Origin of the sequence: Streptomyces gilvus, assembly GCF_022513565.1 — a bacterium.
GTDB classification, from domain to species: domain Bacteria; phylum Actinomycetota; class Actinomycetes; order Streptomycetales; family Streptomycetaceae; genus Streptomyces; species Streptomyces gilvus.
In genome coordinates, this window is sequence record NZ_JAKWBE010000001.1 from 604,892 (window position 1) to 618,386 (window position 13,495).

The 13,495-nt window shown below is 70.0% G+C and carries 11 protein-coding genes; 9 read left to right on the forward strand and 2 right to left on the reverse strand.

Annotated features, from left to right (window positions below; all coding sequences use genetic code 11):
• The first annotated feature begins 65 nt into the window (after window positions 1-65).
• The 6 genes from MKW14_RS02780 (at window position 66) to MKW14_RS02805 (ending at window position 9,662) form a co-directional block, all read left to right on the forward strand.
• Window positions 66-2,867, forward strand: a complete 2,802-nt coding sequence (locus tag MKW14_RS02780; protein ID WP_240858524.1) for a response regulator — start codon at window positions 66-68, stop codon at window positions 2,865-2,867.
• An 8-nt stretch (window positions 2,868-2,875) separates the two neighbouring features.
• Window positions 2,876-4,483 carry a GGDEF domain-containing protein gene (locus MKW14_RS41205; protein WP_240858525.1) on the forward strand — a complete coding sequence of 536 codons (1,608 nt, stop codon included), beginning with the start codon at window positions 2,876-2,878 and terminating at the stop codon, window positions 4,481-4,483.
• Window positions 4,484-4,598: 115 nt separating this feature from the next.
• Window positions 4,599-4,973 (forward strand): response regulator transcription factor, encoded by a 375-nt coding sequence (locus MKW14_RS02790; RefSeq protein WP_240858526.1) that lies wholly within the window; start codon window positions 4,599-4,601, stop codon window positions 4,971-4,973.
• Window positions 4,970-6,064, forward strand: coding sequence for a HEAT repeat domain-containing protein (locus MKW14_RS02795; RefSeq protein ID WP_240858527.1), 1,095 nt, complete (start codon window positions 4,970-4,972; stop codon window positions 6,062-6,064). Before MKW14_RS02790 ends, MKW14_RS02795 begins: the two co-directional genes overlap by 4 nt.
• A complete protein-coding gene (locus MKW14_RS02800; RefSeq protein ID WP_240858528.1) occupies window positions 6,061-7,563 on the forward strand; it encodes a glycosyltransferase family 2 protein in 1,503 nt (500 codons plus the stop codon). The genes MKW14_RS02795 and MKW14_RS02800 overlap by 4 nt, the downstream gene beginning before the upstream one ends.
• Window positions 7,560-9,662, forward strand: a complete 2,103-nt coding sequence (locus tag MKW14_RS02805; protein WP_240858529.1) for an ATP-binding protein — start codon at window positions 7,560-7,562, stop codon at window positions 9,660-9,662. The genes MKW14_RS02800 and MKW14_RS02805 overlap by 4 nt, the downstream gene beginning before the upstream one ends.
• 1 nt (window position 9,663) lies before the next feature.
• On the opposite strand, the gene MKW14_RS02810 is transcribed toward MKW14_RS02805, so the two are convergent.
• Window positions 9,664-10,761, reverse strand: a complete 1,098-nt coding sequence (locus MKW14_RS02810) for a glycosyltransferase family 2 protein (protein WP_240858530.1) — start codon at window positions 10,759-10,761, stop codon at window positions 9,664-9,666.
• A 141-nt stretch (window positions 10,762-10,902) separates the two neighbouring features.
• Between MKW14_RS02810 and MKW14_RS02815 the strand changes: the two genes are divergently transcribed.
• From MKW14_RS02815 to MKW14_RS02825, 3 genes are all read left to right on the forward strand, one after another.
• Window positions 10,903-11,598 (forward strand): TetR/AcrR family transcriptional regulator, encoded by a 696-nt coding sequence (locus tag MKW14_RS02815; protein WP_240858531.1) that lies wholly within the window; start codon window positions 10,903-10,905, stop codon window positions 11,596-11,598.
• A 187-nt stretch (window positions 11,599-11,785) separates the two neighbouring features.
• Window positions 11,786-11,962, forward strand: coding sequence for a hypothetical protein (locus MKW14_RS02820; RefSeq protein ID WP_240858532.1), 177 nt, complete (start codon window positions 11,786-11,788; stop codon window positions 11,960-11,962).
• A 68-nt stretch (window positions 11,963-12,030) separates the two neighbouring features.
• Window positions 12,031-12,636 carry a class E sortase gene (locus MKW14_RS02825; RefSeq protein ID WP_240858533.1) on the forward strand — a complete coding sequence of 202 codons (606 nt, stop codon included), beginning with the start codon at window positions 12,031-12,033 and terminating at the stop codon, window positions 12,634-12,636.
• A gap of 42 nt (window positions 12,637-12,678) precedes the next feature.
• Here the strand turns inward: MKW14_RS02825 and MKW14_RS02830 are convergent, their stop codons facing one another.
• Complete coding sequence (locus MKW14_RS02830; RefSeq protein ID WP_240858534.1) at window positions 12,679-13,422, reverse strand: TetR/AcrR family transcriptional regulator; 744 nt, start codon at window positions 13,420-13,422, stop codon at window positions 12,679-12,681.
• Window positions 13,423-13,495: the final 73 nt, after the last annotated feature.

Genomic DNA, 13,495 nt, shown 5'->3' on the forward strand with positions numbered 1-13,495 from the left:
TCACGAGCAACTGTCGATACTCCCGGCCGCGCCGTGCGGTCGTGCAGGGCATGCGGAGGCCGAAGATGGAACAGGAACCCAAAGCCACCCCGCAGCAGTATGCCTCCGACGACGAGGAGCGGTTTCGGCTGCTGTTGAAGAACTCCGCGGACATGGTCTTCCGCCGGAGCATCGAGGGTGTCTTCCTGGAGGTGTCCTCTCCCGGCCAGGCACTGTTCGGCAGGCCGGCCGAGCAGATCGTGGGAACGCCGGTGGGCTCCTGGGTGCATCCGGGAGACATGGAGGAATTCGAGTGGTCCGAGCGGGATCTGCAACGCGACGGCCGAGTGGTGGTGTGTTTGCGGCTGCGTCATGCCGACCGGCACTGGATGTGGACGGAGACGACGTCCTGGGTGGTGCGGGACTCCGCGGGGGAGCCGCTGGAGGTGCGCGGTTTCATCCGTGAGGCGGAGGGCCAGCGGCGCAGGGCGGAGGCGCTGCGGCTGTTGCAGGAACAGGCGCGCTCGGTCATCGACACCGCTCGCGACGCCTTCGTCTCCATCGACGAGGACGGTCTGGTCATCGACTGGAACCAGAGCGCCGAGCGGTTGTTCGGCTTCAGCCACCGCGAGACGATGGGCCGTCCGCTGACGGAGACGATCATTCCCGAGCGGTACCGCGCCGCGCACGCGGCGGGCCTGCAGCGGGTTCTGGCGGGCGGGGAGGCCCATGTGCTGGGCCGGCGGATCGAGTTGAGCGCCCTGCACCGCGACGGACACGAGATCCCGATCGAACTGACGGTGTGGCGGCTGAAGTCGGCGAAGGCGCGCTGCTTCAACGCCTTCGTCCGGGACATCAGTGAGCGCAAGCACACCGAAGCCGCCCTGGCGGAGGCCCGCGACCAGGCGATCGCCGCATCCCAGGCCAAGTCGCAGTTCGTCGCCTCGATGAGCCACGAGATCCGCACCCCCATGAACGGGGTCATCGGACTGAGCAACCTGCTGCTGGGCACCACGCTCGACCCGGAGCAGCGCCGCTACGCGGAGGGCATCCAGGCGGCCGGCACGGCGCTGCTGTCGCTGATCAACGACATCCTGGACTTCTCCAAGCTCGAGGCCGGCAAGGTCGAGTTCGAGCAGGCCCCCTTCAGTCCCCAGGTGCTGGTGGAGGAGGTCATCTCGCTGGTGGCGCAGACCTCACAAGCCCATGGTCTGGAACTGATCAGCGACTGCCGTCCGGGACTGCCCGCCATGGTGCTCGGCGACGCCGGCCGACTGCGGCAGATCCTCCTCAACCTGGCTTCCAACGCGGTGAAGTTCACCGAATCCGGCGAGGTCGTGCTCCGCGTCCAACCGGCCCCGCCCCGGCCCCCCGCGGAGCACGCGCCGTGGCTGCGCTTCGAGGTGGCCGACACCGGCATCGGCATCGCCCAGGCGGATCAGGATCGGATGTTCGACGCCTTCTCCCAGGCGGACGCCTCCACCACCCGCCGCTATGGAGGCACCGGACTGGGCCTGGCCATCTGCCGCAGGCTCACCGAGGCCATGGGGGGCTCCATCGGCGTCACCAGCCGGCCCGGCGAGGGCAGCACCTTCTTCTTCACGGTGCCGGTACGCGCGCTCGACACCCCCGAGGAGCCCCCGGCCCCACCGCAGACCGACTCGCTGCGCGGGCTGCGGGTCCTCGTCGTCGACGACAACGAGACCAACCGGCTCATCCTCGACACCCAGTTGCGCAGGTGGGGCATGCAGCCGACCACGGTCGTCGGCGGCCCCCAGGCGCTGGTGGTCCTGCACGAGGCAGCGGCCGCCGGCCGCCCCTTCACCCTGGCCATTCTCGACATGCACATGCCTGACATGGACGGTCTGGAACTGGCTCGCCGGATCACCACCGACCACAACTTCGCCCGCATGCGGCTCATGCTGCTCACCTCCGGAAGCACGCTGTCCCCCGCCGAGCTGCAGGCCGCCGGGATCGCCCTCAGCCTGCCCAAGCCCGTCCGCGAAGCGCAGCTCCTGAAGGTCCTGGTCGAACTCGCCGGGCGGACCTTTCCGATGGCCACGCCGGCCGTTGCGGCGCCCGCCGCGGCCCCGACCGCTCACCGAGGTCATGTGCTGCTGGTCGAGGACAACGAGATCAACCAGATGGTCGCTCAAGGCATGCTCACCCGGCTCGGCTTCAGCGCGGACACCGCCACCGACGGCGTCGAGGCACTGCGCATGGTCGAGGAACACGGCTACCAGGCCGTGCTCATGGACTGTCAGATGCCCCACATGGACGGCTTCACCGCCACCCGGGAACTGCGCCGCAAAGAACGGGGCACCGGCTCTCACGTCCCGGTGATCGCCATGACCGCCGGCGCCCTCGCCGAGGACCGGGAACGGTGCACGGCCGCGGGCATGGACGACTACATCTCCAAACCCGTCAGCCCCGAGGAACTGGAACAGGTCCTCACCCGATGGGTCCGTCCCGACGATCAGGAACAGCCGGAACAGCCGGCACCGCCCGAGGAGGACCTGTACACCTCCATCGAGCAACGGCTGAACGAACTGCGCGGCGGCGGCACCGAGGCCGAGAACGGACTGGTGGCCCGGCTGGTGGACCACTTCCTCGCTCGGGCACCCGAGATGGTCGGCGGACTCTTCCACGCGCTCGACCGCCACGACACTCAGCAGATCGCGGACCAGGCCCACAGCCTCAGAGGCGCCGCGGGCAACATCGGGGCTCAATGCCTCGCCGACTGCTGCCGGGAGCTGGAAGAGCAGGCAAGGGCCGGCGACCCGGCCTCACTGGCAGACACCGCTCCCCGTCTCCAGGAAGCACTCGACCGTACGTGCCGCACCCTGGAGACGCTCCGCGACCACTCCCCCGGCCACAGACCTGGATAGGAGTGCCCGTGGGCAGAGTTCACCTCCGGTTGCCTTCCCGCCGCCATGCGTTGGTCTGGGCGTACGCGGCGGCGGGGAGCGCGGTGATCGTCACCTATCTCGTCATGTCCTCCGCGGAGCGGTATCTGCTGCCCGAACTCGTGTCCGGCTCGGTGGTCCTCGCGATCCTGGTGGGAGTGGCCAGGAACACGCCGCCCTCGGTCGTTCCGTGGTATCTCCTCGCGGCGGGCATGGTCCCGTACGCGGTCGCGGACACGATCTGGGGCCTGTATCAGACCCGTGGCGAGGAAGTTCCGTTCCCCGGCGTGGCCGACATCCTCTATCTGACCAGCTACGCGTTGTTCGCCGCGGGCCTGGTGACGCTGGCCCGGCAGCAGACGGGCCGGCTCCACTGGGCGGGGCTGCTGGACGCGGCGATCGTCACGCTGGGGTTCGGGATTCTGGTCTGGTCGTTCGTCCTCGCGCCGTACCTGCGCAGCGGGCTGTCCGCGTGGCAGCTGGTGTTCTCCCTCGCCTATCCCGTCGCCGACCTGGTGCTGTTGTCCATCACCGCGCGGCTGATGCTCACCACCGGCACGTACACACCGTCCTTCCTCCTGTGCATCGGATGGCTGCTGCTCCTGCTCGCCGCCGACGGCCTCTACTACGGGACGCTCGCGACGAACGGGACCGCGATCGCGGAGAGTGTGTCCGAAGTGGGGTGGATGGTCTCAAGTCTGCTGCTCGGAGCCGCCGCGCTGCACCCGTCCGTCGCCCGGCCCACACGGTTGGTGACCGACCAGGAGAGGCTGTGCAGCCGGCGCCTGTCGACCCTGGTCGCCCTCATCCTGATGGGGCCGCTGATCGTGCTGGTCGACGTCGGCGGCATCCGGGACCGGCCCGTGGACGTCACGGTGATCGTCAGCATGATGGCCTGTCTGTCCCTGCTGCTGGTGCTGCGCGCCGCGATCCTGGCCCAGCACGCCCACAGCAGAGCCGTCCAGGCGCGCACCCAGACCCTCGTCCTCGCGGCCTCACTGCGCGAGCAGGCGGAACTCCAGAAGCAGTTGAGCCATCAGGCGACCCACGACCCCTTGACGGGGCTGGCCAACCGGGCGCTCCTGAACGAACGCATGCAGGTCACTCTCGGCCGGTGCTCCGTCTTCTCCTCCGCCGGACTACTGATGCTCGATCTCGACGGTTTCAAGGAGGTCAACGACACGCTGGGGCACTCGGCCGGCGACGAACTGCTGATCGACGTCGCGCAGCGGCTGACGAGCAGGGTCCGTGACCAGGACATGGTGGCCCGACTCGGAGGGGACGAGTTCGCGCTCGTTCTGGAAGGAGTGGACGCGGAAGCACTGCGCGACTTCACCCTGCGGATCCTCGATGCCTTCCAGGACCCGTTCGTTCTCCCTTCCGGCCAGGCGGTCCGTGTGACGACGAGTATCGGCGCACGGAGAATCACCGGGCCGACCGCGCCCACGGAGGCGCTGCGGGACGCCGACACCGCCCTGTACCGGGCCAAGGCCGCGGGCAAGAACCAGGTCGCGTACTTCGAGGCCCCGCGGTCCCCCTCGCCCCGAGCGCAACATGCCCAAAGACGGAGCCGAGGACCCGGAGCCCCCGGGATCTGACCGATCGTGCCGTACAGGTCATATGTGGTGAGAATTTACAAAAGATCTTATTGTGTTGATGATCCATCTTTGTGGTGGGCTGAGTGCCGCGGCCCAGGCGCCCCCGGGAGGACCCATGGCTCGTGTCCTGATAGCCGACGACGACGCGGACATACGGGACCTGGTGGCGTTCAAGCTGACGCAGGGCGGTCACCAGGTCACGGTCGCGCCGGACGGTATGGCCGCTCTCAAGGCGGTGCGTGAGGAGCCGGTGGACCTGGCGCTGCTCGACATCCGGATGCCGGGGATGTCCGGCCTGGACGTCTGCCGGGAGCTGCGCGCGGCGCCCGAGACCGCGACACTCCCCGTCATCCTGATCACCGCCCGGTCCCAGGAGGGGGACGTTGAGGTGGGTTTCGCGGCGGGCGCCGACGACTACATCATCAAACCCTTCAGCCCGCGCGAGCTGTCCAGCCGGGTCACCGCGCTGCTCAACCGGGTGGAGCGGTGATCCCCCCCGGTGTCGTCAGGGCCGCGTTGCTCGGCTTGTCGGCCGTCTTCGTGGCACTGAGCCTGCTGATCGTCTGCATTCGCGGCGTGCGCGTCTACCGGCAGCGCAGACGCGAGCGGATCGCCGCACCCGTGCGTGGTCTCCTGCTGCAGCTGCTGTGCGCCGACGAGGACGACCAGAGCGAGCTGCTGCACCAGCTCACGCAGATCGACAAGCGGACGTGGAGGGCGCTGGAACCGAGCCTCACCGCACTGCTGGGCAAGGTCGCCGGAGGAGCCCGTACGACGCTGATCAGCCTCTACGAGCTGCGCGGAGCCGCCGGGGACGCCGTCGCCGCGCTGGGCAGTCACAGGGCGGCCCGGCGTGGGCGTGCCGCGCAGGTGCTCGGTCAGCTCGCCCACCGTCCCGCGGTGGCACCGCTGTGCCGACTGCTGGCCGATCGCGACCCGGAGGTTCGCCTGGCCGCCGCGCGGGCCCTGGGCCGCATCGGGGATTCCGCGGCCGTGCCTCATCTGCTGGAGTGCCTCCAGGGGCCACGGCCGGTACCGCCCGGTGTGGTCATGAGCGCGCTTGTCTCGCTGGGGCCCGAGTCCCAGCCACGGGTCTCGGCGGGGCTCCGGATGGAGCCCCTGGCCAGAGCCGTGGCGATCGAGGTCCTCGGGGCGACGGGCGCGGTCTCCCGTACCTCCGAGATCGCCCGCGCACTGCGCGAGGACCCCGAGATCGAAGTACAGATCAAGGCGGCACGCGCGCTCGGCCGACTGGGCATGCCCGAGGCACTGCAGCCGCTGCTGGCGGCGCTCGATCCCGATCGGCCGGTCTCCCTGCGCACGGTGAGTGCCGGGGCCCTCGGCAATCTGGGGGCCGTCGTCGCCGAGAGCCGGCTGGTGGAGCTGCTGGACGACCCGAACACCCATGTCGCGGCCACCGCGGCTCGCGCACTGCTGCGGCTCGGTCCGGTCGGACAGGGCGCGCTGCGCACGGCGGCCGATCACGCGGGCGGACGGGCCGCCGCCCAGGCCAGGGCCGCTCTCGCGGAGCTGGCCGTCGGCGGCGCACGCCACGGTGTCCGCGTGGAGGTGGCGCTGTGAGCCGAGTGGGTGCCGAGCCGTGGGCGACGCTGCTGGACGCACTGCACAGCCTGGTCGCCGTCTGCGACCACATCGTGATCATCTACTTCCTGAGCATCAACACGTGCTACCTGGTGTTGATCCTCGTCGCTCTCCGCGAGTTCCTCAGGAGGCAGGGACGGGCCCCCTTCGCCGGCTACGACGACGCCGTCACCAGCCCGTTCACCCCGCCCGTGTCGGTGATCATGCCCGCCCACAACGAGGCGGTCGGCATCGTCGAGGCGGTCCGCGCCATGCTGCTGCTGCACTACCCGGTCTTCGAGGTCGTCATCGTCGACGACGGCTCCACCGACGGCACGCTGGACGCCCTGCGGGAGGCCTTCGACCTCGCCGAGGTGGAGCACGTGATGCCCGACGACGTGCCCGTACGTGGCCGGATCACGTCGGTCCACCTGCCCAGGGGCGGCCCGGTGCCCCTCCTCGTGGCCCGCAAGGAGAACGGCGGCAAGGCCGACGCGCTCAACGTGGGGATCAACCTGGCGCGCTACCCCCTGGTGTGCATGGTGGACGCGGACTCGATCCTCGACTCGCAGGCGCTGCTCGCGGTGGCCAAGCCGTTCAGCGACGACCCGATGCGGGTGGTCGCCTCCGGCGGCGTGGTCGGCCTCGCCAACGGCTGCACCGTCGTGGGCGGACGGGTGGTCGAACCGCACGTACCTCGCGAGCTGCTCGGTCGCGTCCAGGTCGTCGAGTATCTGCGCGCCTTCTTCCTCGGACGCACCGGGTGGTCCAAGCTGGGCGGCCTGCTGATCATCGCGGGCGCCTTCGGTCTCTTCCGCAGGGACGTGGTGGTGGCGGCCGGAGGGATGGATCCGGACTGCATCGGCGAGGACGCCGAACTGGTCATCCGCCTCCACCGGCACCTGCGCGAGGAGGGCCGCGACTACCGCATCGTCTTCGTCACCGAGCCGATCTCCTGGAGCGAGGCACCCACGCAGCGGAGCGTCCTGGCTCATCAGCGCCGACGCTGGCACCGTGGCCTGACCGAGATCATGCTCAAGCACCGCCGCATGATCGGCAACCCCCGCTACGGCCGCATCGGCCTGCTGGCACTGCCCTTCCACGTACTCTTCGAACTGCTGGCGCCGGTCGTGGAGCTCGCCGGAGTCGTCCTGGTGCCGTTGGGCGTCCTGCTCGGCGCGGTGAACGCCGACTTCCTGTGGCGGTTCCTGCTCGCCGCCTACTTCTACGCCGTCGTGGTCAGCCTGGTCTCGGTCGCGGTGGAGGAGTCCGCCTTCCACCGGTTCACGCGGTGGCGGGACGTCTGGGGCAGCCTCGTCGGTGTGGTCGCCGAGAACATCGGATACCGCCAGATGACGGCCTGGTGGCGGCTGCGCGGCATGTGGGACGGGCTGCGTGGCTCTCCCCAGGTGTGGGGTTCCATGACCCGCGCCGGCTTCGCCTCTTCCGGTGAGGCGGAGGACAGCCAGGTGAAGGCGGGCGGAGGCGATCGTGCATGAGGATCGCTCACCTGCGGCGCGCTGACCGGGTGGCCGGTCGGCTCGGCCTGGCCTTCGGACTGCTGGCCCTTCTGGTCGCCCTGTGCGGGGCCGGTGCGATGACCGGCGCCCTGCTCCTGGAAGGCATCCAGCACCGGATCACCGACCGGCTGGATCCCACCGAGGACGACAACCTGCGTCTGCTCGACGCGGGCGTGAGCGCGCAGCGATCGATGCGCGGCTATCTGATCACCGGCGAGCAGAGCGAACTCGCCGCCTTCCGCGCGGCCCGCGCCAGGATCCCGCTGCTCCTCTCCGACATCCGGGCACACGACGTGGCGGACGAACGCGCCGTGGCGGCGCAGCAACGGCAGGTGGAGGCATATCTGCGGGTCGCCGAACGGCAGGCGCGCGCCGCCCCGAGGAGTGCTGGGGCCGCGGCGCTCACGCGCGAGGCAAGCCTGCGTTTCAACGCGTTCGAGCACGCCAACGGCACTCTGACCGACCAGTTGACAGCGGACGAGCAGCGCCAGCAAGAGCGGGCCGACACGGTGACGCGGGCCGGCCTCGCCGGTCTCGGCGCTCTGGTGGCCGTCGCGGTCGCCGGGGCCGTGTACACCTCGATGCGCACCACCCGCGCCCTGACCCGGCCGCTGCTGAGCACCGAGCGGACGCTCGGCCGGCTCGCCGCGGGAGAACACTCGGCCCGGGCGGAGGTGACGGGGCCGCGGGAGATCAGGGCGGTGGCGCGGTCGGTGAACGAACTCGCCGAGGAGGCCGACCGGTTGCGCGCGGTCGAGGAGGAGCGCAGGCAGCTGTCGGGGATGGCCCGGGAAGCCGGGATCCGGATCAGGGCCAAGCTGGACGTCGACCACGTGCTCGACGCGGCGTGCACAGGGGTCGGCGAGGGGCTGGACGCCGACCACGTCTTCGTCCTGCTCGCCGAGGAGGGCGGCGGCACGGTGCCCGTGGCGCGCGCCTGGAGCGCCTGCCGGGGCCTGCTGCCCGCGGGGGAGCAGCCCATCCCGCCCGTACCGCTCGAGGTGGTCCACGACCACTACCGGAGAGGCACGAGCTGGTGCCTGAACGGGCCGGCCGCCCTGCTGAGCGAGGGCGGGCCGCTGCCCGGCGGGCCGGGGTCCTTCGGCGCGAGCGGACTGCCTCCGCAGGCCCGGGCCGCCGCGAAGAAGCTGGGCCTGGCCTGCGTGGTGGTCATCCCGATCGGCGTCGGTGAACAGGCGATGGGCGCCCTCTTCCTCGCCCGCACCCGGCCGGAGCGCCCCTGGCGTCCGGTGGAGATCGAGATCGCCGAGTCGATGGCCGCCGGCGTCGGCAGGGCGCTGCACACCGCGCTGCTCTACGAGCAGGAGTCCCGTCTGGTGGAGAAGCTGCGCGCCCTGGACCAGGCCAAGAGCGACTTCCTGTCCACCGTCTCCCACGAGTTGCGCACTCCGCTGACGAGCATCGTGGGATGCGTCGAACTGCTGCAGGACGAGGACACCGGTCCGCTCACCCCGACCCAGGCGCACATGCTGGACGTCGTCGACCGCAACGCGCAGCGGCTGCGGGCGCTGATCGAGGACCTGCTCACCCTCTCCAGGATCGAGTCGGGAGTGTTCATCACCCGGAAGGCACCGGTCGACCTGCGCCGGCTGGTGGTCGCCGCGGCCGACGCGATCAGGCCGAGCGCCGAGGCCGCCTCGGTCTCACTGCGGACGCGGTGCCCGCAGCAGCCGCTGATCCTCGAGGCGGACGGTGAGCAGTTGGACCGGGTGCTGATGAACCTGCTGTCCAACGCAGTCAAGTTCACCCCCGACGGAGGGACGGTGACCGTATGCGCGGACGTCCAGGACGGAACGGTGGTTCTGAGCGTCAGCGACACCGGCATCGGCATCCCCGCGGCCGAGCAGGACAAGCTCTTCCAGCGGTTCTTCCGTGCCTCGAACGCCGCCGACGCCGCCATTCCGGGAACCGGGCTCGGACTGACCATCGTCCGGACGATCGTGGCGAACCACGGCGGCGGGACCGAGGTCCACTCCGAGGAAGGCCGGGGGACCACGATCACCGCTCGGCTGCCGCTCGTCGGCGGCGACCGCTCGGCCGACACCGACACCACCTGACCTACCAGCTGCGTTCCCTGCGGAGGGCTGCGTCCGCCAGCGCGCGGATGTGCACGCCCTGGAGGAAGAGGTCGTAGAACCACTCGGGTATGACCAGCATGGACAGCATGGCCGTGCGCCACCCACGCCCTTTCACGGTGATCGCACGTTCTATGGCGTAGAACCCCGTGAAGGCCAGCCAGAAGGGGGCGATCCTGACGCCGGCGCCCGTCGCGGCGAACCAGAGCACCGACCCGACGTAGAGCGCCGAGACCGCGGCCCCCAGGAACGCGACCAGCTGCCTGACCCAGCCTTCGAGGGTGTGGCGCGTAAGGCCGTAGTCGAAGAGGTTCTCGAGTGCTCCGCGCTTCCACCGCAGCCGCTGCTTGCCGAGATCCTTCCACGTCACCATGACCTCGGTGGTCATGGTGGCTCGGGACGGGGCGACGATGCGCCACCCCTGGTGCTTCAGCGCCAGCGTGAGCTCGTTGTCCTCCGTCAGCACCTTGGTGTCGTACACGCCGTCCGCCGCCGGCAAGCGTCCGTCGCCGCGAGCGTCCAGGACGTCCCGCAGGGCTTCCACCTTGAACAGACAGGCCGTGCCCGTCAGGCAGAGCACCTTGCCGCTCTTGCGTTTCGTGTCACGGGCGTATCGGGCGTACTCGTTCCGCTGGAAGACGCCGCACAGTCCGCCGCCCGCGCGTCCGCGGAAGTTCCCGCCCACGGCTCCGTACCCCTGCAGCAGCTTCTTGTGGGTCACTTCGATGAAGTGGGGATCGAGATACGTGTCGGCGTCCTGAACGAGCACCGCGTCCTCGTCCGAGAGCGTGGGCAGCAGCTTCGCCAGCGCTCCGTTGAGATTGCCGGCCTTCTTGTGCTTGTTGCCGACGGAATGCCAGACCTCGGCCCCGGCTGCACGGCCCATGCGTTCCAGTGCGTCGGTGTGCTCCTTGTCCCGGTGCGGGTCGAGGGTCACGACGATGCGGTCCGGAGGCCGCGTCTGGTTCCTCAGCGCCTCGAGGACATGGCCGAGAGAGTCCACCTCCCGATAGGCGGGCACGAGCGCGACCACCTTCGGCGGCGTCACTCCCGACAGTTCGCGGTCCTCGCTCCGGTTCATCGTGTCTGCCTTCCAGCCGATGTGACATGGCTCTGCGCCATGGAGCTCTGTATATTTACGGCGTATACATACACTTTCGGGTCGAATGGACGGGGTGTCAACACGAGCGGCGCTGAGGGGCGAGTCACCGGGAGGCACGGCATGGCCAGGAGAGGGCAGCGGCTGAGCCGTGAGCGGGTGGTCGCGGCGGCTTTGGCGCTGGTGGACCGTGAGGGGCTGGCGGCCTTGAGCATGCGCCGCCTCGGTGCCGAACTCGGCGTGGAGGCGATGGCGCTCTACCGGCACGCGGGGAGCAAGGACGCCCTCCTGGACGACCTGGTGGAAGTGCTCTACCTCGAACTGGAGCAGCGTCTGGCCCTCGCTGAGGAGGCCGGTGACGTGCCGGGGGTGCCGAGGTGGCGCTCCGAGCTCCATCGGATCGGACGGGCGACGTACGACGTCTGCCTGGCGCATCCCGGGGCGGTGCCGCTGCTCTCCGCCCGCATGCTGGCGGCTCCTCGGACCGGCCGGCCGCTCGTCGTCGTCAGAGGTCATGACAGGGTGCTCGCCCTGCTGGCCGAGGGCGGACTCGACGATGCCCGGGCGGCGGTGGCCTTCCGCGCCTTCACGGGATGGCTTCTGGGCTATGTGGCGGTGGAGTTGTGCCCTGCGTCGGACGGTCCCGACGAGCCCGATCCCGTGGTCCGGCTCGGCTTGCGGCACGTACCGCCCGACGAGGTGCCGGGGCTGCGGGTGGCCCTCGTGCTGGCCGAGCGGGGCGGGCCGGAGGGCCTGGCGGCCGGGCTGGACGCACTGCTCGACCACCTCGCCCGGCCCGGGGGGCAAGGGCCGGAATGATCGTCGCGCTCCTCGCTTGACGGGCTGTCCCTATGGGGCGAAGCTGTATGTATACGCCGTAAACAGGGTGCAGGGCGACTGAGACTTCGACGGGCGCCTTGTTGCCTGGCCCCAGCCCACTTGCGGCCCCGATTCCGCTCCAGACGCGGATTGGCATTGGCCGCATCGACTTTTGAAGGAGAAAACCATGGCGGACTACACGGGCGCCGGAACCGCGGCATCTGCCGGAGTGGGGGCAGGAGTTCTGCCCGTTACCGGCGGTGTGGACAGCATGTGGTTCTGGGTGGTGATGTTCGTGCTCGTCTCGGCAGGCTTCGCGGCGCTGAGGCTGGTTCCGCGAAAGAAGAACGACGACGATGCCTGACCGAGGGCGCACCCCGCCCGAGCGGATCGCCGGTCGCGGTGATCCCAGGAAACCGTGAGGCGTCTTTCATGCGGAAATTCATGCGCTTCGCTGGGATTGCGCTCATCCTCGCCGGTGTGCTTCTGGGAGGATTGAGGATTTCCCAGGATCGGCGGCAGACGCACGAGTACAGCCAGGCGCAGGGTGAAATGCGTCGCCAGCTCTCACAGGTGGTGCGAAAAGAGCCCCGCCCTCGTGAAGGGGAGCCTGTCGCGGTGCTCAGGATTCCGAAATTCGGGGCCGGATATCGTCCGGTCGTCGTCGAGGGCGTGTCGCAGCAGGATCTGGCAAAAGGACCCGGCCACTACACCGGGAGCGCGATGCCCGGCCAGATCGGCAACTTCGCGGTCGCCGGTCACAGAACAGGCTGGGGGCAGCCCTTCAACCGGCTGGGCGAGCTGAAACCCGGCGACTCGATCGTCGTCGAGTGGCGGGGACGGGACCTCACCTATCGCGTCACGGGGACGGAGAGGGTGAAGCGGACGCAGGTCGGCGTCGTCCTGCCCGTGCCCGACAGGCCCGGGGTGAAGCCGGACAAGGCGCTCATCACCCTCACCACCTGCACGGACCGCGATCCCGTCAGCCGCAGGTACCGGCTTGTCCTCGTTGTCCGGGGCGAACTGAGCGCGCGGTGACAACGCGTGCCGGTCCCTGGGCGTGTGGAGGACTGATCCCCGCTACGGGCGTGTGAAGCGGTCGAGCAGTGCGTCGAGGCCGTCGGCCAGCCCCTCGGGTCCCCCTCGTTCCGCGAGCGAGGGGGCGGTCTCCCGCAGCGTCGGCAACTCCTGCGGTGACAGGCGGTGCAGGCCGAGCCGGAAGGCGGGATCGGGTTCGTCCGGGTTGTCGACCATGGGCTGGAGCTCGACCGAGACATAGCCGAGGAGCCAGGCGGTGAAGGCGCGGAAGATGCCCGACGCGCGGGTCTCGTCGAATCCTGCCGCCCGCAGCAGGGCGAGCAACCGCTCGTGGTTGCGCAGCACGGCATTCGGCCGCTGCGCCAGGGGGACCGCCAGCATGCGCGTGGCGAGCAGAGGCACCGCTTGGGGATGGGCGAGGCACACGTCGTAGGTCGCCCGGGCGATCCGGCGCAGCTCGGCACGCCAGTCCGACGGGTCACCCGCCAAGGCCTCCGGCTCGGCCCCCAGCCGTTCCTCCAACTCGAGGTACAGCGCCTCGACCAGCCCGTCCAGGAGGGCGTCCTTGCTGGATGCGTACCGGTACAGAGCCATCGCCTCCACGCCGAGTTCGGCGCCCAGGCGGCGCATGCTCAGGGCCGAGAGCCCCTCCCGGTCGACCAGCTCCAGCGCGCTGGCCAGTACCCGTTCCCGGTTCAGCCGGCCGTAGCGGCCGCGGTCACTGGCGCGGCGCGCGGGGCTGCCCGCCGTGTCCTTGTCTCGTGCCGGGGCCTCTTCCTTGGCCATGCGTCGCCTCCAGAGCGTCCGATCGCGCAGTGCTCGTACTCGTGTTGACTCTATGCCCTCATGGATGCAGTCT